The 19884-nt window shown below is 69.8% G+C and carries 14 protein-coding genes; all 14 read right to left on the bottom strand.

All coding sequences use genetic code 11. The annotated features are described in order from the left end of the window. Window positions 1-140: 140 nt before the first annotated feature. The 14 genes from AC07Q9_RS06490 to gspL all read right to left on the bottom strand — a co-directional run bounded on the left by AC07Q9_RS06490 (window position 141) and on the right by gspL (window position 19764). Window positions 141-1577, bottom strand: coding sequence for an 8-oxoguanine deaminase (locus AC07Q9_RS06490; RefSeq protein WP_495308128.1), 1437 nt, complete (start codon window positions 1575-1577; stop codon window positions 141-143). Continuing rightward, window positions 1574-2989 carry a nucleobase:cation symporter-2 family protein gene (locus AC07Q9_RS06485; RefSeq protein WP_495308126.1) on the bottom strand — a complete coding sequence of 472 codons (1416 nt, stop codon included), beginning with the start codon at window positions 2987-2989 and terminating at the stop codon, window positions 1574-1576. Before AC07Q9_RS06485 ends, AC07Q9_RS06490 begins: the two co-directional genes overlap by 4 nt. 119 nt (window positions 2990-3108) lie before the next feature. After that, window positions 3109-4011, bottom strand: a complete 903-nt coding sequence (locus tag AC07Q9_RS06480; RefSeq protein ID WP_495308125.1) for a LysR substrate-binding domain-containing protein — start codon at window positions 4009-4011, stop codon at window positions 3109-3111. Between the two features lie 48 nt (window positions 4012-4059). Next, window positions 4060-6303 (bottom strand): phosphocholine-specific phospholipase C, encoded by a 2244-nt coding sequence (locus AC07Q9_RS06475; RefSeq protein WP_495308123.1) that lies wholly within the window; start codon window positions 6301-6303, stop codon window positions 4060-4062. Window positions 6304-6318: 15 nt separating this feature from the next. Then, entirely contained in the window at window positions 6319-8538 is a 2220-nt protein-coding gene (locus AC07Q9_RS06470; protein ID WP_495308239.1) for a phosphocholine-specific phospholipase C, read from the bottom strand. Between the two features lie 32 nt (window positions 8539-8570). Next, window positions 8571-8750, bottom strand: coding sequence for a hypothetical protein (locus tag AC07Q9_RS06465; protein WP_495308120.1), 180 nt, complete (start codon window positions 8748-8750; stop codon window positions 8571-8573). Between the two features lie 50 nt (window positions 8751-8800). Next, window positions 8801-10858, bottom strand: coding sequence for a LamG-like jellyroll fold domain-containing protein (locus AC07Q9_RS06460; protein WP_495308117.1), 2058 nt, complete (start codon window positions 10856-10858; stop codon window positions 8801-8803). 387 nt (window positions 10859-11245) lie between these two features. Beyond that, window positions 11246-12145, bottom strand: a complete 900-nt coding sequence (locus AC07Q9_RS06455) for a 5'-nucleotidase (protein ID WP_099795206.1) — start codon at window positions 12143-12145, stop codon at window positions 11246-11248. 22 nt (window positions 12146-12167) lie between these two features. Next, the gene (gene gspF, locus AC07Q9_RS06450; RefSeq protein WP_495308115.1) at window positions 12168-13412 is read right to left on the bottom strand and encodes a type II secretion system inner membrane protein GspF; all 1245 of its coding nucleotides are present in this window, start codon (window positions 13410-13412) and stop codon (window positions 12168-12170) included. Between the two features lie 9 nt (window positions 13413-13421). Then, on the bottom strand, window positions 13422-14813 hold the full coding sequence (locus AC07Q9_RS06445; RefSeq protein WP_062472610.1) for a GspE/PulE family protein: 1392 nt from the start codon (window positions 14811-14813) through the stop codon (window positions 13422-13424). A 27-nt stretch (window positions 14814-14840) separates the two neighbouring features. Further along, window positions 14841-17171, bottom strand: coding sequence for a type II secretion system secretin GspD (gspD, locus tag AC07Q9_RS06440; protein WP_495308114.1), 2331 nt, complete (start codon window positions 17169-17171; stop codon window positions 14841-14843). Window positions 17172-17178: 7 nt separating this feature from the next. After that, window positions 17179-17982, bottom strand: coding sequence for a type II secretion system protein N (gene gspN, locus AC07Q9_RS06435; RefSeq protein ID WP_153280522.1), 804 nt, complete (start codon window positions 17980-17982; stop codon window positions 17179-17181). Between the two features lie 22 nt (window positions 17983-18004). Further along, complete coding sequence (locus tag AC07Q9_RS06430; protein ID WP_495308112.1) at window positions 18005-18556, bottom strand: type II secretion system protein M; 552 nt, start codon at window positions 18554-18556, stop codon at window positions 18005-18007. Further along, complete coding sequence (gspL, locus tag AC07Q9_RS06425; protein ID WP_495308109.1) at window positions 18553-19764, bottom strand: type II secretion system protein GspL; 1212 nt, start codon at window positions 19762-19764, stop codon at window positions 18553-18555. The genes AC07Q9_RS06430 and gspL overlap by 4 nt, the downstream gene beginning before the upstream one ends. Window positions 19765-19884 lie beyond the last annotated feature (120 nt).

Below are 19884 nucleotides of genomic sequence, written 5' to 3'. Positions count from 1 at the left end.
GGGGGTGTCCCGCCACGAAATAGAACGCTCGTTCTATTTGGTGGGCGGATTCTGCGGAGGGGCTCTGGCGTTGGCAATGAGGGTTGCTGCCTACCTCGAAGGTGCACATCCGGCGGGGCCGGAATGGGGTCAGGTCGTGGTCAGGCTGTGTGCGGATGGCGCGCCGATTCGTACAGCGTGCGCGCCAGGTCGCGGTGCGTGGCCAGCAGCGGCGCCAGCTCGAAGCCCGTGAAGCGCCCGTCGCGGATGCGGACCACGCCGTCGATCACGCTCAGCGCCGCCGCCACCGGCGTGCAGAACACCAGCGCCGCCACCGGGTCGTGCCAGGCGCCCGCGTGGTCCACGCCGCGCATGTCGAAGGCCACGAGGTCGGCCGACATGCCCGGCGCCAGCGCGCCGATGTCGTCGCGCCCGAGCACGCGGGCGCCGCCGACCGTGGCGATCTCCAGCGCCTCGCGCGCCGTCATGGCGGCGGGGCCGTAGCCCACGCGCTGCAGCAGCAGGGCCTGGCGTGCCTCGCCCAGCATGTGCGCGCCGTCGTTCGATGCGCTGCCGTCCACGCCCAGGCCCACGGACACGCCCGCGCGCCGCATCGCGCCGATGGGCGCGATGCCCGAGGCCAGCCGCATGTTCGAGCACGGGCAGTGCGCCACGCCGGTGCCGGTGCGCCCGAAGAGCGCGATGCCGGCGTCGTCCAGCTTCACGCAGTGCGCGTGCCACACGTCGTGGCCCACCCAGCCCAGGTCTTCGGCGTACTCGGCCGGCGTCATGTCGAACTTCTCGCGCGAGTAGGCGACGTCGTTGTCGTTCTCGGCCAGGTGCGTGTGCAGCGACACGCCGCGTTCGCGCGCCAGCTCGGCCGACAGCCGCATCAGGTCGCGCGACACCGAGAACGGCGAGCAGGGCGCCAGCACGATGCGGCGCATCGAATGGCGCGCGGGGTTGTGCCAGCGGTCGATGAGGCGCTCGCTGTCGCGCAGGATCGCGGCCTCGGTCTCCACCACCTCGTCGGGCGGCAGGCCGCCGGCGCTTCGGCCCACGCTCATGCTGCCGCGCGCCGCGTGAAAGCGCATGCCCATGGCGTCGGCGGCCTCGATCGAGTCGTCGAGCCGCGACCCGTTCGGAAACAGGTAGAGGTGGTCGCTGGTGGTGGTGCAGCCCGAGCGCATCAGCTCGGCCATCGCGGTCTGCGTCGACACGCGGATCATCTCGGGCGTGAGCCGCGCCCACAGCAGGTACAGGTTCGTGAGCCAGCCGAAGAGCTCCGCGTCCTGCGCCTCGGGCACGGCGCGCGTGAGGCTCTGGTACATGTGGTGGTGCGTGTTGACCAGCCCGGGCATCACGACATGGCCGTGCATGTCGATGGCCTCGGCCTGGCCGCTGCGCAGCGCGTCGAGGTACGCCGCCGGCAGCTCGGCCGTGGCGCCCACCCAGGCGACGGCGGGGCCGTCCATCACCACGGCGCCGTCGGCGATCTCGCGCCGGGCGGCGTCCATGGTGACGAGCACGTCGGCGTGGCGCACGATCAGCAGCGGCGGGCGCTGCGGTGAAGAGGACGAAGGGTTCTGGAAAGTCATTCGGTACCGTGCGAAGTGCGCGCCGCCATCGCGAAGGAGCGTTCCTTCGACAGCACGCCGTTGTAGAAAAGATTGAGCAGCACCGCGGCCAGCGTGCCCAGCACGATGCCGCTGTGCGTCAGCGGATGGGTCCAGGCCGGGAAGTGCTGGAAGAAGTTGGGCGACAGCGTGGGAATCAATCCGAGCCCGATGGAAATCGCGATCACATACAGCGCGTGGCGGTTGTGTGCATAGTCGATCGCGCCCAGGATGCGCACGCCCGTGGCCGCCACCATGCCGAACATCACGATGCCCGCGCCGCCGAGCACGAACTGCGGCACCGAGGCCACGATGTGCGCGATCTTCGGAAAGAGCGCCAGCGCGATCAGCATCAGGCCACCGCCCGCCGCCACGTAGCGCGAGCGCACGCCCGTCACCGTGACCAGCCCCACGTTCTGCGAGAACGAGGTGTAGGGGAAGGTGTTGAACACGCCGCCGATGACCGTGCCCAGCCCGTCGGCGCGCAGCCCGCGCGTGAGCGCGTCGGTCGTCACCTTGCGGCCGGTGATCTCGCCCAGCGCGAGGAACATGCCGGTCGATTCGACCAGCGTGATGAGCATCACGATGCACATCGAGGCGATGGCCGTGAACTCGAAGCGCGGCAGGCCGAAGTGGAAGGGTGTGGTCACGGCCATCCAGCTGGCTTCCTCGAGCCCGTCGAAATGCATGCGCCCGAGCGCCAGCGACAGGCCCACGCCGAACACGATGCCCAGCAGCACCGCGATGTTGGCGATGAGGCCCTTGCCGAAGCGCGTGATCGCGATGATCACCGCCAGCACGGCAGCGGCAATCGCCAGGCTCACCGGCTCGCCGTAGGCCGGGTTGGCCACCGCGTGCGCCACGCCGTCGACCATGCGGGTCGCGGTGGGCTGGCCGCCGGCCGCCCAGTTGATGGCCACGCCCATGAGCGACACGCCGATCAGCGTGATGACCGTGCCCGTGACCAGCGGCGGAAACACGCCCAGAACGCGCCCCATGAGCGGCGCGACCAGCATGCCGAACACACCGGCCACGATGGTTGCGCCGTAGATCGCGGGCAGCCCGAGCGAGGGGTCCATGCCGATGGCGATCATCGGCCCGACGGCGGCGAAGGTCACGCCCATCATCACCGGCATGCGGATGCCGAAACGCCAGAAGCCGATGGCCTGCACCAGCGTGGCGATGCCGGCGGCGAACAGGTCGGCGTTGATGAGGAAGGCGATGTCGGCCTTCGAGAGGCCGAGCGCGCCGCCCACGATGAGCGGCACGGCCACCGTGCCCGCGTACATCACGAGCACGTGCTGCAGGCTCAGTGCGCCGCAGCGGGCGAGCGGAAGCTTCTGGTCGACCCCTTCGCCGTCTCCTGCGGGGGTCTTTTTATCGTTCGAGAACATGGGAACCTTTCCTGCCGATGAACCGGCGCGGCAGTCTAGGAGCGATGTCTTTGCCCATGCAAAGTCAATAAATGACGCGCCCTGTGCACAAAAAGTGGACGGTCATCGAAGGGCGAATTTCAGGGCGCCAGCAGGTCGTCCAGGCAGGCCACGACATGGTTCGCAAACAGCTCGGCCGCCGCGCTCGGCGCCTGCGCGGCGCGGGTCTCGAGCGTGAGCGTCTGCGCGCGCAGCGTGGTGTCGCGCAGCGGCACGAAGACCAGGCTGCCGTCGTTGCGCTCCTCGTCGACGTCCAGGCGATTGAGCAGCGTGATGCCGCCGCCGTCGCGCACCAGCCGGCGCATCAGCGCGGTGGAGGTGGTCTCGACCACCGGCGACACGCGGATGGCCGAGCGCTCGAACGCGGCATCGAGGATCGGGCGGATCGACAGCGAAGGCGCGGGCAGGATCAGCGGGTAGCCCACGCACTCCGCCAGCACCGCGGTCGCATGCGCCGTGAGCGGATGGCCCGGCGGCACCACCGCGCCGATCGGCCATTCGCTGCTGAACAGCGTGCGAAAGCCGGCCGTGCCGGGCACGTCGTAGGCCAGCGCCAGGTCGGCATCGCCCTCGGCCACGCTGCGCAGCACGGCCGCGATGGGCAGGCCCAGCAGCTTCAGCTGGATGCCCGGGTGCGCCGCGCGAAAGCGCTGCACCACGGCGGGCAGGAAGGCGTCGGCCAGGCCGGCCGTGGTGGCCAGCGTGACCTCGCCCTGGCGCAGGCCGCGCACGTCCTCGATGCGCTGGCGCACGAGGTCGAACTCGCGCAGCGTGCCGCGCGCATGCGCCAGCACGATCTCGCCCACGGGCGTGAGCTTGAGCGTGTTGTGGATGCGCTCGAACAGCGGCGCGCCCAGCTCTTCCTCGAGGTTGAGGATCTGGCGGTTGACGGCCGTGGGCACCACGTGCAACTGCTCGGCCGCCTTGCGGATCGAGCCCGCGCGAACCACTTCGACGAAGTACCGGATGACCTTGGCGTGCATGAATTCCCCCGCGCCGCTGGCGGGCGCGGGGGGATCATGCCTACGTCTTCAGAGGTCGGGCAAGCCCATCGCCGGATCGCTGACCGTGTGCTTGCCGGTTTCCACGCGGCCGGCGAAGCGGCGGTAGAAGGCCGGGTCGCTGTCGCAGGTGACGGCGAAGTCGTACCACTGGCCGCTGGCGGCGAGCTCCCAGTGCTGTTCGGCCTGGGCGCCGCCGTTCACCGTCGCGTTCCACGGGCCGTCGTCGCGGTAGGCCTTGGCGCGCACCGTGAACTTGCAGGCGGCCTTGCCGTCGTTGCGCATCTGCAGGTAGACGTTGCCGTTGGCGATGTCGTAGCAGACACGCACCTCGGGCGCGGCCACGCCGCCGGCGCGCAGGCGGTTGAGGTCGCCCTTGAAGTGGCGGTGGTAGCCGTTGGGGCCGAGCACCCAGAGGTCGTAGAAGCCGCTGTTGTCGGTGGCCGCGGCCCAGCTGTCGTCGAGCGTCTTGCCGGGCTCGACCATGTAGCGGCGCGGCAGGCGGTCGAGGTTGAGCTTGTCGTACACATGGAACACGGCGGCGGCCTTGCCGGTGTTCGAGAAGACCAGCTTCACGGTGCCGGCGAGGGTGTCGGCCCTGGCGCTCGTGTGCAGCTCGTAGGGCAGGGCGCGCGACGGGCGCGTGCCGGTGGCCTGGCGCGGCAGCTGCGGATCGGTCGGCCGCGGTACCAGCGGCAGCGCCTGCTGGTCGTTGCGCACCTTGTCGGCATCGGTTCGGCTCAACTTGCCTGCGAGTTGGGGCGGGGCCTCGGTGTTCGGCGTGGCGAAGTTGAAGGCGCTCGTGAGGTCGCCGCACACCGCGCGGCGGAACGGCGAGATGTTGGGCTCCTTCACGCCGAAGCGCGTTTCCAGGAATTGCAGCACCGAGGTGTGGTCGAAGGCCTGCGAGCTGACCCAGCCGCCGCGGCTCCAGGGCGAGATCACGTACAGCGGCACGCGCGGGCCGGGGCCGAACACGCGGTTGTCGGGCTTCGGCTGCGAGGTGCTGCCGTCGGGTGCCGGCTGCGTGAAGTACTCGGCCTTCAGGTCGTCGGCGGCGAGCGTGGTCTTGCCGGCCGGCGTCTTGTCGGGATTGAGCGAAGGCGCCGAGGGCGAGGGCATGTGGTCGAAGTAGCCGTCGTTCTCGTCGAAGTTCACCAGCAGCACGGTCTTGCTCCACACCTCGGGCACGGCGGTGAGCGCATCGAGGATTTCCTGGAGGAACCACGCGCCCTGCACCGGGCTGGACGGCCCCGGGTGCTCGCAATAGGCGGAGGGCGCGTTGATCCAGCTCACCTGCGGCAGGCGGCCGGCCTTGATGTCGCGCCGGAACGCGTCCAGGTAGTCCTCGGGCTTGTCGCCGGGCAGCGTGTTGGCGATGCCCTTGTACAGCGGGTTGCCCGGGTTGTCGCTGGCGGCGTCGTAGGCGTGGAAGGGGAGCGTCTGGCCGGTGTTGGAAAACGGCGCCTTGTAGTAGCCGCTGGTCACCGGGTAGGGCGACGCGCGGTTGGCGCGGCGGAACTGGCGGAACGCGCCCAGCATGTTGTCGCCCCATTCGTCGGGCATGTTCTGGTAGCAGATCCAGCTCACGCCGGCGTCTTCGAGGCGCTCGGCGTAGGTCTTCCACGTGTAGCCGGTGTCGACCTTGCTGGGGGTGGCGTCCAGCCAGTCCCACTCGTTGCTGACGAAGGCCACGTTCTGCGCGGTCGGGCCGTTGGTGCCGGTGATGTGGAACGAGCGGTTCGCGTCGGTGCCGGTGTGCATCGCGCAGTGGTACGCGTCGCACAGCGTGAAGGCATCGGCCAGCGCGAACTGGAACGGGATCTCGGCCTGCTTGTGGTAGCCCATGGCCTTGGGCGTCTTGTAGCGCGCCCATTCGTTCATGCGACCGCCGCCCCAGGCCTGCTGGCTGTCGTTCCAGTCGTGCGGCGTGCCGCCGTCGCGCTGCGCGTTGCCCTTGCGGCTGTCGAAGTGGTACGGCAGCACCACGTTGCCGTTGGCATCGCTTTGCTGCCAGACGTTGAGGCCCTTGGGCAGCGGAATGGGGAAGCGGTCGCCGAAGCCACGCACGCCGGCCAGCGTGCCGAAGTAGTGATCGAACGAACGGTTCTCCTGCATCAGGATCACGACGTGCTCGACGTCCTTGATCGTGCCGGTCTTGTTGTTGGCCGGGATGGCCAGTGCGCGCCGGATGCTCGGCGGAAAGGCCGAGAGCGCGAGCGCGGCGGCACCGGTGGTGGCGGTGCCGGTGAGGAAGTGGCGGCGGGAGGTCATGGTGTCACCCTGGCCTCAGGCGGCGGCCGTGCCCATGGCCGGGTCGCTCACCGAATGCCGGCCGGTTTCCACGCGGCCCGCGAAGCGCCGGTAGTAGCTGGTGTCGGCGTCGCAGGTCACTTCGAAGTCGTACCAGGCGCCGCTGGCGGCCAGGTCCCAGTGCTGCTCGGCCGAGGTGCCGCCGGCCACGGTTGCGGTCCACGGGCCGTCGGTGCGGTAGGCCCGGGGGCGCACGGTGAACTTGCAGGCGTTGCGTCCGCCGTTGAGCATCTGCAGGTAGACATTGCCGTTGGCGATGTCGTAGCACACGCGCACTTCGGGGTTGGGCGCATCGCCGGCGCGCAGGCTGTTCAGGTCGCCGCGGAAATGGCGGTGGAAGCCGTTGGGGCCGAGCACCCACAGGTCGTAGAAGCCCGTGTTGTCGAGCATCGCGTTCCAGGTGTCGTCCAGCGTCTTGCCGGCCTCGACCATGTAGCGGCGCGGCAGGCGTTCCAGGTTGAGCTTGTCGTACACATGGAACACGGCGGCGGCCTTGCCGGTGTTGGCGAACAGCAGCCGCACCTTGCCGCTGGTGGCGTCGTTGCGTGCGCTCACGTGCAGCTCGTAGGGCAGGGCGCGCGAAGGGCGCGTGCCGGTGGCCTGGCGCGGCAGCTGGGGCGTGGCGGGCATGGGCACCTGCGCCTGGGCTTCCTGCGCCGCGCGCTTGTCGTTCGCCTGCGTGCGACTCGTGCGGCCGGCCAGCGTCGGCAGCACTTCGTTGTTGGGCGTGGCGAAGTTGAAGGCGCTCGTCAGGTCGCCGCACACCGCGCGACGGAACGGCGAGATGTTCGGCTCCTTCACGCCGAAGCGCGCCTCGATGAAGCGGATCACCGAGGTGTGGTCGAAGGCCTGCGAGTTCACCCAGCCGCCGCGGCTCCAGGGCGAGATCACGTACATCGGCACGCGCACGCCGGGGCCGTAGACGCGGCCGTCGGGCGTGGGTTGCCTGGTGGTGCCCGGCGGCTTGGGGTGCGTGAAGCGTTCGAAGGCAATGTCGGCTTCGGGCAGCGTGGTCTTGCCCGCGGCCGAGCCGTCGGGGTTGAGCGAAGGCGCGGCCGGCGACGGGTAGTGGTCGAAGTAGCCGTCGTTCTCATCGAAGTTGATGATCAGCACGGTCTTGCTCCACACCTCGGGCACGGCGGTGAGGGCATCGAGCGTTTCCTGGATGTACCAGCCGCCTTCCACCGGGCTCGACGGTCCGGGGTGCTCCGAGTAGGTGGCGGGCGCGATGATCCACGACACCTGCGGCAGCTTGCCGTTCTTCACGTCGTTGCGGAAGGCGTTCAGGTACTCGTCCACGTTGGCGCCGGGCATGGTGTTGGCGATGCCCTTGTACAGCGGGTTGCCGACGTCGTCGCTGGCCGGGTCGTAGGCCGGCACCGGGCCGGTGTTCTTGATCGGCTTGCCCGAGGCCTCGCTGGCCTGGCGGTACTGCTTGAAGCCGACCAGCGGGTTGTCGCCGAAGTTGTCGCGCATGTTTTCATACACGATCCAGCTGACGCCGGCGGCCTGCAGGCGCTCGGGGAAGGTCTTCCACTCGTAGCCGGTGGTCGAGGGCGGCGTGTAGCTGTCGTCCCACTCGTTGGTGACCGAGGCCACGTTCGCACCCGTGGGGCCGTTGGTGCCGGTCCAGTGGAACATGCGGTTCGAGTTGGTGCCCGTGTGCATGCTGCAGTGGTAGCCGTCGCACAGCGTGAAGGCGTTGGCCAGCGCGAACTGGTACGGCAGCTCGGCCTGCTCGAGGTAGCCCATGGCCTGGGTGTACGGCGCGGTGCCGGTCTTCTTGTATTTGACCCACTGGTAGGCGCGGCCGCCGTCCCAGGCGTTCTGGCCGTCGTTCCAGTCGTGCGGCGTGCCGGCGACGCGCTGTGCGTTGCCCTTGGTCTGGTCCAGGTGGTAGGGCAGCACGGGCGTGCCCGTCTCGTCGGCCTGCTGCCACACGTTGCGCCCGCCCGGCAGCGGAATGGTGAAGCGATCGCCGAAACCGCGCACGCCCATGAGCGTGCCGAAGTAGTGGTCGAACGAGCGGTTCTCCTGCATCAGGATGACGATGTGCTCGACGTCCTTGATGGTGCCGGTCTTGTTGTTGGCCGGAATGGCCAGCGCGCGGCGGATGCTCGGCGGGAAGGCCGAGAGGGCGAGGGCGGCGGCGCCGGTGGTGGCGGTGCCCGTGAGGAATTTGCGGCGTGAATTCATGGTCTTGTCGGGGGAGGTCATGACGTCGCGTGTCACGGTGCGCAGCGCATTTCGGGCTTCACGCCGGGCTCGGGCTGGGGCTGGGGCTGCGGTTGCGGCGTGATGACGGGCGGAAAGCCGCCGCCGTTGTCGCTGCCGCCGCAGGCGGACAGCGTGCAGGCCAGGAGGAAGGCGGCCAGCAGGCGCGCGGGGAGGGAAGCTTGAAGCAGCATGGGGTGATCCTCTCTTGGTGATGTCGTGGAGATCGGGGTGATCGGAGTAATCAGGGCGCCAGTGCCGACAGCGGCTGGCCCGAGGTGTAGATGGCCGTGAGCTCTTCGGCGGTGAGCGCGCGGTTCCAGATCGCGAAGTCGTTGAAGTCCATCGCGCCGCGCGGCGAGGCCGACCAGCGCTGGTAGTACAGGCCGGTGGCGTCTTCGTTGAGGGCGATGCCCTTGCCCAGGCCACCGAGTGCGGCGACCAGCGCATTCGAGAGCGCGACGCTGCCGGTCTGCGTGCCCTTCACGGGGTCGAACACATAGCCGCTCATGTTCTTGCCGGCCTTGTCGACGACCATCGCCACGTAGGCCCAGCGGCCCGCGCTCAGGAAGTGCTTGCCCTTGATCTCGCCGCGGCCACTGCCGGTGCCGGTGTTGAAGCGCAGCTCGCAGTTGCTGAACAGGCCGAGCGCGAGGCCTGCGTTGTCGCCGGTGTCGTAGTTCTTGTTGGCGATGACCGAGGCGCCGTTGCTCACGCCCTGGCTGCAGGTGGCGTCGGTGCGCAGCCAGAAGCCGAAGGTGAAGGCGGCCACGGCGGGTGCCGTGGTCACGTCGCGCGTCTGCAGCAGCTTGTAGCCGGCCATGCCGCTCGCGTTCTTGATGCGGCTGTCCACGCGCAGCGCCTGCACGCGGTAGGGCGGCAGGAAGTTGTCGTCGGCCACGAGCGAGCCGCCGTCGGCATCCGCGGCCATGGGCACGAGCGTGGCGGTGGCGTTGAGGTCCAGCGCGGGCAGTGCGTCGAGCGGGAACAGATTGACCAGGCCCACCTTCACGTAGGCGATCTGCGCGGAAACCGAGACGTTGGCGCCGCCGGCGGCGACCGTGTACTGGAACGCGTAGAGGCCGTCGGCCGCGGCCTTGACCGGGTCGGTGTAGCGCGTGGCGCCGGCCGGCAGCGTGGCGATCGGCTTGCCGTCGCGCAGCACCTGCACCGGGCCGCCGAGGTCGCCCGCGAGCGTCCACGAGAGTTCGATGCTGCTGCGGTCGGCGCTGGTGCGGGCCGCGAGCTGCTGCACGGCGGTGGTGGCCTGCAGGGTCTGGCCGTTGAGGTTGTAGGCCGCGGTCGCGGGCAGCGCGCCGAGGTGGCGCAGCACCGTGGGCGCGATGTCGGTCGCGGCGGCCGACTGGCGCAGCGCGGTGTCGTCGGCCGGCGAGGCGGCGCCGACGGCGGGCAACGCGGGCAAGGTCTTGTTGCTGGCGATGAAGACGGTCTTGTTGTCGACGTCCTTCAGGCTGGTGACGCCGCCGAAGGCATCGAGGCCGTGGCCGGTCGTGAGGATCACGAGCCAGTCTTCCTTCGCGTCGTTGGCCGTGCGTTGCGCGATGCGCGCGAGCAGCTGGCCGACGGCCGTTGCGGTGTCGGAGACGGCGCGCTGGTAGCTCTCGCTGCGCAGGCCGTTGGCGGCGGCTGCGGCAGGTGCGCTGTACTGCGCCACCAGCAGGTCGTAGCCTGCGCCGATGAGGCGCGTGGTGTTGGCGGTCACGCAGGCGTCGGCGCCGGCGCAGTCGACGGCGGTGTCGAGCGTGCCGGTTTCCGCGAGCAGCAGGTTCGGATACAGCGTGTTGGCGGTGACCGATGCGGTGAGATAGCCCGCGTCTTTCTTTTGCTTCGCGAAGGCGAAGACCGAGGGCGCGAGCTTGGCGTCGATGCGTTGGTCCGCGGTGTCGGCGCGCACTGCGTGGCGGGGCACCCAGGTGCCGGTCAGCAGCGTGGCCCAGCCGGGGCCGTCGGTGGTGGGCTGCTCGCTGAGCGCGCCGTCGGTGCCGCCGGTCCATGCGGGAGCGAGCTGCAGCGATTGCAGCGCGGCCGGAACCTTCTTCTGTGCGATGGCGTCGCGCAATGCTGCATGCGTGAGGCCGTCGATCTCGACGATCAGCGCCTTGGGGCCGCTCTTGCCTTCGTTGGGCGTGCTGCTCGGGGGCGGCGTGGGAGTGCCGCTGATGGGAGGAAAGGCAACGCCTCCGCCGCCTCCACCGCCGCAGGCCGCGAGCGCGGCGGAAATCGCAAGGGGCAACAGCCAGCGCGTGAGGGGCGCGGCGTGCGTAGAAGGAGTCGGACGCATCGGAAAAGCCGTTCGGTTCTTGTTGTCTGTCGAAGGAGGTGAAAGGCCGGCGCGAAAAAAAAGTGCCACGAAGGCACTGCGCACCGGACAGGCGACAAGACTAGGGAGAACCCGTTACTCGGCAGTGAACGAGCGATGACAGTGGGACGAAACGCGTGTGACAACGCGCTGGTCTTTGAGGTTGCGAGTGACGGACGGTGGTGCGTGCACAGGACACCGGGTACTCCCCTGTGCGAATGTCCCCCGGGGCTTCGCCCCTCCTCCTTGATTTCGCTGCGGGGAGCACCCGGTGCCCTGCGCACGAGGGCACGTTGCTGGTGTGCGGCCGGTCAACGACCGCACGGCCCATCGACGTGATCGCGCCCTGAACAACGCGCTAGAAAGCGCTCAGGACTCGTTGCTGATGCCGCTCGACACATGCCCCGCAGGCACATGCCGCGAGGCCGCGTCGACGTGACCGGTCTGGTCGTCGAAGAAGAAGTCGGGCTCGAACTCGCGCAGGAACTCGCCCTTGGGCAGGCCGCCGAGGAACATCGCTTCGTCGACGCGGATGTTCCACTTCATGAGCGTGCGGATCGCGCGCTCGTGCGCCGGTGCGCTGCGCGCCGTGACCAGCGCGGTGCGGATGCGCATCTGTGCATTACCCGCCATCTGCAGACGGTGCAAGGCCATCAGCAGCGGCTTGAACGGGCCTTCGGGCAGGGGCAGGTCGGCCTTGCTGAGTTCGTGCGCCTGGAAGGCGTCGAGGCCCTCGGCCTGGAACACGCGCTCGGCTTCGTCGCTGAACAGCACGGCGTCGCCGTCGAAAGCGATGCGCACTTCGTTCGGCCAGGCATCGCTGGCTTTCACCGATTCGACCAGCACGCGCGCGGCGGGAAAGCCCGCGGCGAGTGCCTCGCGCACGTCTTGTGCGTTGACCGACAGGAACAGGTGCGCGCGCAGCGGGCGCAAATAGCCGAAAGGCGGGCGGCCTTGCGTGAACACGCCGCGCTGCAGTTTGATGTCGGCCGCGGCGCTCGACTTGAAGATGCGCATGCCCGACACCGGGTCGTTGCGCGAGAGGATGACCACCTCGACGCGCTGCACGCCGTCTTCGTTGAAACGCAGCAGCTTGCGGATCAGCGACGACGCGATGCCGGGGGCGGCCGGTTCATCGATGCGATCGAGCTGCAGCTTCATGTAGCCCTCGTTGTCGCCGGCCTCGAAGATCTTGTTTTCTTCTTCGAGGTTGAACAGGGCCCGCGAGGAGATCGCGACCACGAGTTTGTCTTCGAGCGTTACGGGCATGTGAGGGGCTCCCCGTCCGTCGTCACTTGACGAACTGGTTCAGCTGAATGATGGGCAGCATGACGGCCAGCACGATGAGCATCACCACGCCGCCCATGGCGACGATGAGCAGCGGCTCCAGGATGGTGGCCAGGTGCATCGCGCGGCGCTGCACTTCGGCGCCCAGCTGGTTGGCGGCGCGTTGCAGCATCACGGGCAGCGTGCCGGTCTGCTCGCCCAGTCGCGCGAACATCGACACCAGCCCGGGAAAGCGTTTTTTCTGCGCCAGTGCGGACGCCAGCGGCGCGCCTTCGCGCACCAACACCAGCGCGTCGAGCGCGTCGGCGCGCATGGCGCGGTTGCCCAGCGTTTCGGAGGCGGCCTGCAGCGCGCGCAGGATCGGCACGCCGGCCGTGGCCAGCATGGCGAGCGTGCTGGCGAAGCGCGCCGCGTTGTAGCCGCGCGCGAGCTTGCCGACCAGCGGCAGCTTGAGCCAGGCGGCATCGAACTTGAGGCGGAAGGCTTCCTGCGCCAGCGCGACACGCACACCGATGGCCGCGAGCACGATGGCGCCCAGCATCCACCAACCGTAGTTGCGAACGGCCGCGCTCAGCGACAGCATCACGGTGGTGAGGAAGGGCAGCGAGCGCTTGGTGCCCGCGAACACCTGCGCCACCTGCGGCACCACATAGCTCACGAGGAAGATCACGATCACGATCGCCACCAGCGTGACGATGGCCGGGTACAGCGCGGCGCCGATCAGCTTCTGCTGCAGCACCTGGCGCTCTTCAAGGTCGTCGGCCAGGCGTTCGAGCACCAGCCCGAGGTTGCCGCTTTGCTCGCCGGCGCCGATCACGGCGGTGTAGATGGGCGAGAACTCGCGCGGGTGCGCCGACAGCGCGCGCGCAAAGGGCGAGCCCGCGTTGACCTCGGCGCGCAGCGAGGCGACGAGGTTGCGCTGCGGTTCCGATTCGGCTTCGTCGGTGAGGGCCGTGAGCGCGCGTTCCAGCGGCAGGCCGGCGGAGATGAGGCCGGCGAGCTGGCGCGTCCACACGGCGAGGTTCGTCGAGTTGAAGACGCGCTTGCCGCCGCCGAGCCAGCGCGTGAGCGCGTTGCTTCCGGCGCCGCCGCCACCGGCCGCATCGCCGCTGCCGACCGGCTTGACCGACAGCGGAATGAGTGCCTGTGCCCGCAGCAGGCCGCGTGCGGCGCGAGCGGTGTCGGCCTCGAGCACGCCTTCGCGCGACTGGCCGCTGGCATCGATGGCTTCGAAGGAATAGGCGGGCATCGCGGGACGTTACTCGCGGGTGACGCGCAAGAGTTCGGCGCGCGAGGTGATGCCGGCCTGCACCAGCCGTTCGCCGTCTTCGCGCATGGAGCGCAGGCCGCCGCGTGCGCCGGCTTCGAACAGCGCGCTCTCGGCCGCCTTGCCGTGGATGAGTGCCTGCACTTCGTCGTCGGCCACGAGCAGCTCGAAGATGCCGGTGCGGCCCTGGTAGCCGGTCTGGCCGCAGGCCTCGCAGCCCGCGCCGCCGCAGGCCGTGCAGACCTTGCGCACGAGGCGCTGCGCCAGCACGCCGAGCAGCGACGAGCTCAAGAGGAAGGGCTCCACGCCCATGTCGGTGAGGCGCGTGACGGCGCTCACCGAGTCGTTGGTGTGCAGCGTGGCCAGCACGAGGTGGCCGGTGAGCGAGGCCTGGATGGCGATCTGCGCGGTTTCGAAGTCGCGAATTTCGCCGATCATGATCACGTCGGGGTCTTGCCGCAGGATGGCGCGCAGGGCCTTGGCGAAGGTGAGTTCGATCTTCGCGTTGATCTGCGTCTGGCCCACGCCCGGCAGCTCGTACTCGATGGGGTCTTCGACCGTCATGATGTTGCTGCGGCTCGCGTCGAGGCGGGCCAGCGCGGCGTACAGCGTGGTGGTCTTGCCCGAGCCGGTGGGGCCGGTCACGAGGATGATGCCGTGCGGCTGCGCAATGAGCTTTTCGAAGCGCGCCAGCGAATCGCCCTGCATGCCGACCGATTCGAGCGTGAGCTTCGATTCGCTCTTGTCCAGCAGGCGCAGCACGGCGCGTTCGCCGTGTGCGCTGGGCAGCGTCGACACCCGCACGTCGACCGCGCGCGTGCCGATGCGCAGGCTGATGCGTCCGTCCTGCGGCAGCCGCTTCTCGGAGATGTCGAGGTCGGCCATGATCTTCAGGCGCGAGATCAGCGCGGCGTGCAGTGCGCGGTTGGGCTGCACCACTTCGCGCAAGGTGCCGTCGATGCGAAAGCGCACGGACGACGTGCGCTCGTAGGGCTCGATGTGGATGTCGCTGGCGCCGTCGCGCGCGGCCTGCGTGAGCAGCGCGTTGAGCATGCGGATGATGGGCGCGTCGCCGGCGCTGGCCAGCAGGTCTTCGACGGCCGGCAGCTCCTGCATCATGCGCGAGAGGTCGGCGTCGTTCTGCACTTCGCTGACCACCGCGGCGGCGCTCGATTCGCCCTGGGCGTAGGCGGCGCTGATGCGCTGGGCGAGCGGGCCGTCGTCGAGCACCTCGAAGGCCTGCACGCCGTACTTGCGGGTCACTTCACCGACCGCGCTGCGCGCCGGATGGGAAGACATCCACAGCGTGTGGCGGCCGTCGTCCGTGGCTTCGAGCAGCAGTTGCTGGCTGCGTGCGAATGCGTAGGGCAGGGGATAGCGCATGGGTGGCTGGCGTGTGCGGGACGGGGTTCAGGGCGACTCGCGCGAGCTGGTCGGGTCGGAGGTGGGCGGCAGCGCGCCGCGCAGCGGGCTGGGGGCGAGCCGGCGGTTGTCGGTGGCGGGGCGCGGCGGCGGGATCAGCTGCGTGCCTTCCATGCGGGTCTCGCTGGTCCTGCTGCTGTCGTTGCCGTTGAGGCGGTTGATGCGCACCAGCGGCGCCTCGGGCAGCACGGGCGCCGAGTCGACACCGCGCAGCATGATGTTGTCGGTGTTGGGCTGCGTGCGCTGCTGCATGCCGCGGATCTCGTCGTAGCGGTCGTAGGCGAAGGCTTCGGTCGAAGCGCCGTCGCGCATCACGGCGGGGCGCAGGAACATCATGAGGTTGCTCTTGTCGCGCGTGCGCACCTCGTTCTTGAACAGGTTGCCGAGCACGGGGATGTCGCCGGCCACGGGCACCTTTTCGACGGTGTTGCCGTAGTTGTCCGACAGCAGGCCGCCGAGCATCACGAGGCCGCCGTCTTCGACCAGCACGCTCGACTCGATGGAGCGCTTGTTGGTGGTCGGACCGTTGGGGTCCTTCACGGTGTTCTGGTCGACCGTGGAGGTCTCCTGGAAGATGGTCATCTTCACGGTGCCGTTCTCGTTGATGGTCGGGCGCACGCGCAGGGTGAGGCCCACGTCCTTGCGCTCCACCGTGGTGAACGGGTTGATGCCGACCGAGCCCGAGGTGCTGGCGTACTGGCCGGTCACGAAGGGCACGTTCTGGCCGATGACGATCTTGGCTTCTTCGTTGTCCAGCGTCAGCAGGTTGGGCGTGGACAGCACGTTGGCGTCGCCGTCGCTGTTGAAGAAGTTGGCGATGGCGCCCAGGATGTACTGGCCGCCGATCTTGCCGGCAATGCCCAGGTTCAGGCCGGTGGAGGGGCGGATGCCGGCCACGTCGCGCGTGGCCAGTGCTTGCGTCAGCGCCAGGATGTTGGCGCTGGCCAGGCTGGAGTTGGTGCCGATGACGGCGTTGTTGCCCAGCGCGCTTTGCCACTGCACGCCGAAGTTGGCAGCCTTCTTGGCGCTGACTTCGACGATGAGCGCCTCGATCATCACCTGCGCGCGGCGGCCGTCGAGCTTGTCGATCACGGCGCGCATCTGGCGGTACTGCGGCTCGGGCGCGGTGATGATGAGCGAGTTGGTGCTCGGGTCGGCCTGGATCTGGCCGCCGGTGGACGGTTGGTTGGCGTTGTTCAGCGGCGCGTTGGCCGCGGCCGAACCGCCGCCCTGGGTGTTGTTGCCGCCGAAGCCGGCCTGCGTCATCGGCATGCTGGCCGGCGGCACCGACGAGCCGGCGCTGCCCGCGGCCCCGGGCGCACCCGGCACCTGCGACTGCTGCTGGCTTGCGGCCATGGCGGCGCGCAGCGTGGCGGCCAGGCGCACCGCGTCGGCGTTCTTCAGGTAGACCACGTAGATGTTGCCGGCCGCGCCGTTGCTGCTTTCGGCCGGCGCACGGTCGAGCTTCTCGACCAGCGTGCGCACGAGCTGCGCGCGCGCGGGGTTGGCGGCGCGAAGGATCAGCGAGTTGCTGCGCGGGTCGGCCATCAGCGTGGTGCGGAACGAGGCATCGGCCCCGCCCGGTGCGGCGGCGCCCGGCGCACCCGCGCCGCCGCCTTCGACCAGGCGCGTGACCAGCGGCACCATGTCGGTGGCGACCGAATGCTTGAGCTGGATGACCTCGATGTCGGACGCGTTGGGCACGTCGAGCGACGCGATGATGCGCGCCAGCCGGCGCATGTTGTCGGCGTAGTCGGTGATCACGAGCGAGTTGTTGCCCGGGTTCACGTTGATGGTGTTGTTCGGCGGGATCAGCGGGCGCAGCACCGGCAGCAGGCTGTTGGCCGACTCGTAGTTCAGGCGAAAGATCTGCGTGACGATCTGGTTGCCCGCGGCCGAGCTGGCGCCGCTGATGGTGGTGTTGACGGTGCTGGTCTGCAGCTTGGCGTCGGCCTCGGGCACCACCTTGTACAGGCCGTCGGCTTCCACCACCGCGAAGCCCTGCAGGCGCAGCGCGGCGGCAAACTGGTTGAACGCAGCGGCCGGCGCCAACGGGCGGTCGGTGACCAGGTTCATGGTGCCCTTCACGCGCGGATCGACCACCACGTCGCGCCCGGTGACCACGGCCATGGTGCGGGCCACGGCCTCGATGTCGGCGGCGGCAAAGTTCAGCGTGATCGGTTCGCCGCGCCGCGGGGCGTCGCCGGTCTGTGCGTAGGCGGCCGGCAAGACCGGCACGAGAGACGCCGCGATCAGCAGGCGTACCGCGAGCGCGACGAGGCCGGGGCGGGCGCCGGACGAGGACAGAGGCTTCTTCATGGTCGGATCAACCCAGGGTGATGATCGAGCGCGCACCGTCGCGCCGCCCGATGATGTTCAACAAATTGGAAAGTGCGTCTTCGCGGCCCGGTGCCGCGCTGGCTTCGCCGTTGAAGCGCAACGCGGTGCCGCTCCAGCTGCCGCTGCCGTTCAGTTCAAGGCTGCCTTCGCGCGTGCTCAGCAGCAGCGTGGGACGCGTGCCGCCTTCGAGCGAGAGGCGGTAGCTGCCCATCGGCCGCAGGGTCGACAGGGCGGAGGACACATCGGTGGCGTCGAGCGTGGCCTGGCCTTCGATGCGCAAGGCGGGGCCGTCCCACTGCATGGCGAAGGCGCGGGTGTTGAGGTCGAGGGCGCCTTCGAGCTTGAGCGTGTTCCAGGGCGCGCCCAGGCCGGTGAGCAGCGTGGCGGGCCAGCGCGAGCGGGCGTCCTGCCAGGTGAGCTGCAGGCCGTCGGCGCGCGGGCTGGCTTGCAGGCCCAGCGGTTGCGCCGCGCAGCAGGACAGATCGAGGCGTGCCGAGAGGCCGCGCCAGTTCGGCCACATGCGCCAGTTCAAGAGGCCCGGCAGCGAGACGGCCTGCGCGCCGCCGGCGCCGCTGGCGAACACGACGGCGGCGGTGCCGTTCCAGACCGTGCCGCGCGGGTTGACCAGCAGCAGGCGGCCTTGCGTCCAGCCTGAGAGTGCCGATGCCAGCCAGCGCGCCGGTGCGAACAGCACGACCGCGACCAGCACGCCGGTGACGGCGCCGAGCACGGCCCAGCGCCAGCTGCCGCGGCGCGGCTGGAGGTCGGGGACCGGGGGACGTCTCGCCATGCCGTGCGTGCGTGGGGCTGCTTCAGCGCGGGGCGGGCAGCGCCATCACGAGCGTGCCGTCCCAGCGGGGTTGCGGAGGTTGGTCGGGCGTGGCGGGCGCAGGCTTGGCGCCCGGCGGCGGCGGTGCGACGGGCGCGCGCGTCAGGTGCACTTCGCGCGGCACGGCGTGGGCGTTGCCGCGCGCCTGTGCGAGCCATTGCGCCAGGCCCTGGGCCGGCGCACCGCGCAGCGTGACGGTGGCGCCGCCGTCACCACCGGCCGTCATGAGCTGCGCGTTCGTGACGCCGAGGCCGTCGCGCACCGAGCTTTCGAGCGCGCGCAGGGCGTCGTCGCGCGCCAGGCGCGGTTGCGACTGCAGCGCTTTCGCGCGGTTCTGCAAGGTGGCCATCTGCTGGAGCTGGGCGTCGAGCCGTGCGTGTTCGGCCGGTGCCGCGGCCAGCGTGCGCAGCGCGGGGGCGAGCGCGATCCACCAGAGCAAGGCCAGTGCCACCAGCGCGACGGCGCCGATGACGAGGCGGCGCTCGCGCATCCCGAGGACGGCCCAGCGGGCCTTGAGTTGTTCGCTGAAGTTCATCGGTTGGCCTCGGCCTGCACCAGCAGCAGGTCGCCTTCGGTGCGCACCTGGTAGCCGCGTGGCGACAGCGCGGTGGTGATCTGCGTGACCTCCTGCGGCTGCAGCCCGAGGCCGCGCAGGCGCAGCTGGCCGGCGCTGAAGTCGATGGCGCTCGGGGAGCGGCCGGGCGGCAGGGCGGTGGCGATGGCGCCGACCATGGGTTCGAAATCGCTCGGTGCCACATCGCCCACGGCCTGCTGCAGCGCGGCGACTTCGCGGCCCATCTGCAGCGGCGCGTCGACCACGATCTTCACCGAGGGAAAGGTCTGCGTCAGGATGGCGCGCGTGGCCTGGCGCTTGGACTCGAGCGCGTTGCGCTCCTTCCAGGCCCAGGCGTTCAGGCCGATGAGCTGGGTCAGCAGCAGCACCACGATGCCCCAGCGCGCAGCGCGCCATTCGGGCGCGAAACGCAGGGTCTGCAGCACCGAGGCGAACTTCTTGCCGGCGCGCGCGCGGCCCGTCACGGCCAGGTCGAACTGCGCGAGTTCCCAGGGCGTGCGCGTGGCGTGCAGCCAGCGCTGCGGCGCCTGCACGATCGGCACGCGGCGCTGCAGCAGGTGCTCGGCCGCTTCGGCCACGGCGGGCTCGGTGGTGATGACGGCGGTGTCCAGCGGCAGGCCGTTCGACAGGGCCAGGCCCGCGCCGGCCAGCGGCAGCGAGACCACGCCGTCGCCGTCGCAGACCGTGAGCTGCGGCGCCTCGGGCTCGCCCGTGACCTGCAGCAGCGGCGGCGCGTCGGCCGGCTGCGGCGTGAATTCGGGAACGATGCGCACGACGCGCCGGCCGGCGGCTTCGAGCCCCTGCACGACGCTGCGCAACCAGATGCGGTTGCAGGCCGCGACCCACACCGGTTCGCCGGCCTTGGCGTCGGGCGCGAGCGCGAAGTGCAGGGCTTCCGGGTCGTCGAGCAGGTGCTCTTCGAGCAGGCCGTCGAGCACGGCGCGCAGCTTCGAGGTGCTGCCCATGCTGCCCTTGGGCAAGGTGACACGGTGCCACGAGAGCGCCGCGGACGGAATGCCGAGCGTGACCTCGGGGCCCGACGGCAGCAGTGCCAGCAGCGCACGGCCCTGGTCGCGCAGGGCGATGCCGTCCTCACCGGCCTGGGCCCAGTCGTACTCACCCGCGGCATCGGCCGGAGGGAGGGGGGCAAGGAGCAGCAGCGGGGTCATGTGGGGGGTGTCGGAAAAGCCGGTGATTGTAGGAGGGTGGCTTACAAGTTGTTGCTATTGTTTGAATAGCATACCTTGCAGAGACTACGTGCGTTTGACGGTGTTTTGATCAGAGAAAAG

This window comes from Variovorax sp. GW821-FHT09A10, assembly GCF_059418385.1.
This window is presented reverse-complemented; position numbering and strand designations above follow the sequence as displayed.

What these genes read in the sequence shown, in the direction of transcription:
- AC07Q9_RS06480 (WP_495308125.1), bottom strand. Translation starts at nt 4,011, where the DNA reads ATGCACGCCAAGGTCATCCGGTACTTCGTCGAAGTGGTTCGCGCGGGC.
- AC07Q9_RS06445 (WP_062472610.1), bottom strand. Translation starts at nt 14,813, where the DNA reads ATGCGCTATCCCCTGCCCTACGCATTCGCACGCAGCCAGCAACTGCTG.
- gspD (WP_495308114.1), bottom strand. Translation starts at nt 17,171, where the DNA reads ATGAAGAAGCCTCTGTCCTCGTCCGGCGCCCGCCCCGGCCTCGTCGCG.
- AC07Q9_RS06460 (WP_495308117.1), bottom strand. Translation starts at nt 10,858, where the DNA reads ATGCGTCCGACTCCTTCTACGCACGCCGCGCCCCTCACGCGCTGGCTG.
- AC07Q9_RS06455 (WP_099795206.1), bottom strand. Translation starts at nt 12,145, where the DNA reads ATGCCCGTAACGCTCGAAGACAAACTCGTGGTCGCGATCTCCTCGCGG.
- AC07Q9_RS06490 (WP_495308128.1), bottom strand. Translation starts at nt 1,577, where the DNA reads ATGACTTTCCAGAACCCTTCGTCCTCTTCACCGCAGCGCCCGCCGCTG.
- AC07Q9_RS06465 (WP_495308120.1), bottom strand. Translation starts at nt 8,750, where the DNA reads ATGCTGCTTCAAGCTTCCCTCCCCGCGCGCCTGCTGGCCGCCTTCCTC.
- AC07Q9_RS06430 (WP_495308112.1), bottom strand. Translation starts at nt 18,556, where the DNA reads ATGAACTTCAGCGAACAACTCAAGGCCCGCTGGGCCGTCCTCGGGATG.
- gspF (WP_495308115.1), bottom strand. Translation starts at nt 13,412, where the DNA reads ATGCCCGCCTATTCCTTCGAAGCCATCGATGCCAGCGGCCAGTCGCGC.
- AC07Q9_RS06470 (WP_495308239.1), bottom strand. Translation starts at nt 8,538, where the DNA reads ATGAATTCACGCCGCAAATTCCTCACGGGCACCGCCACCACCGGCGCC.
- AC07Q9_RS06475 (WP_495308123.1), bottom strand. Translation starts at nt 6,303, where the DNA reads ATGACCTCCCGCCGCCACTTCCTCACCGGCACCGCCACCACCGGTGCC.
- AC07Q9_RS06485 (WP_495308126.1), bottom strand. Translation starts at nt 2,989, where the DNA reads ATGTTCTCGAACGATAAAAAGACCCCCGCAGGAGACGGCGAAGGGGTC.
- gspN (WP_153280522.1), bottom strand. Translation starts at nt 17,982, where the DNA reads ATGGCGAGACGTCCCCCGGTCCCCGACCTCCAGCCGCGCCGCGGCAGC.
- gspL (WP_495308109.1), bottom strand. Translation starts at nt 19,764, where the DNA reads ATGACCCCGCTGCTGCTCCTTGCCCCCCTCCCTCCGGCCGATGCCGCG.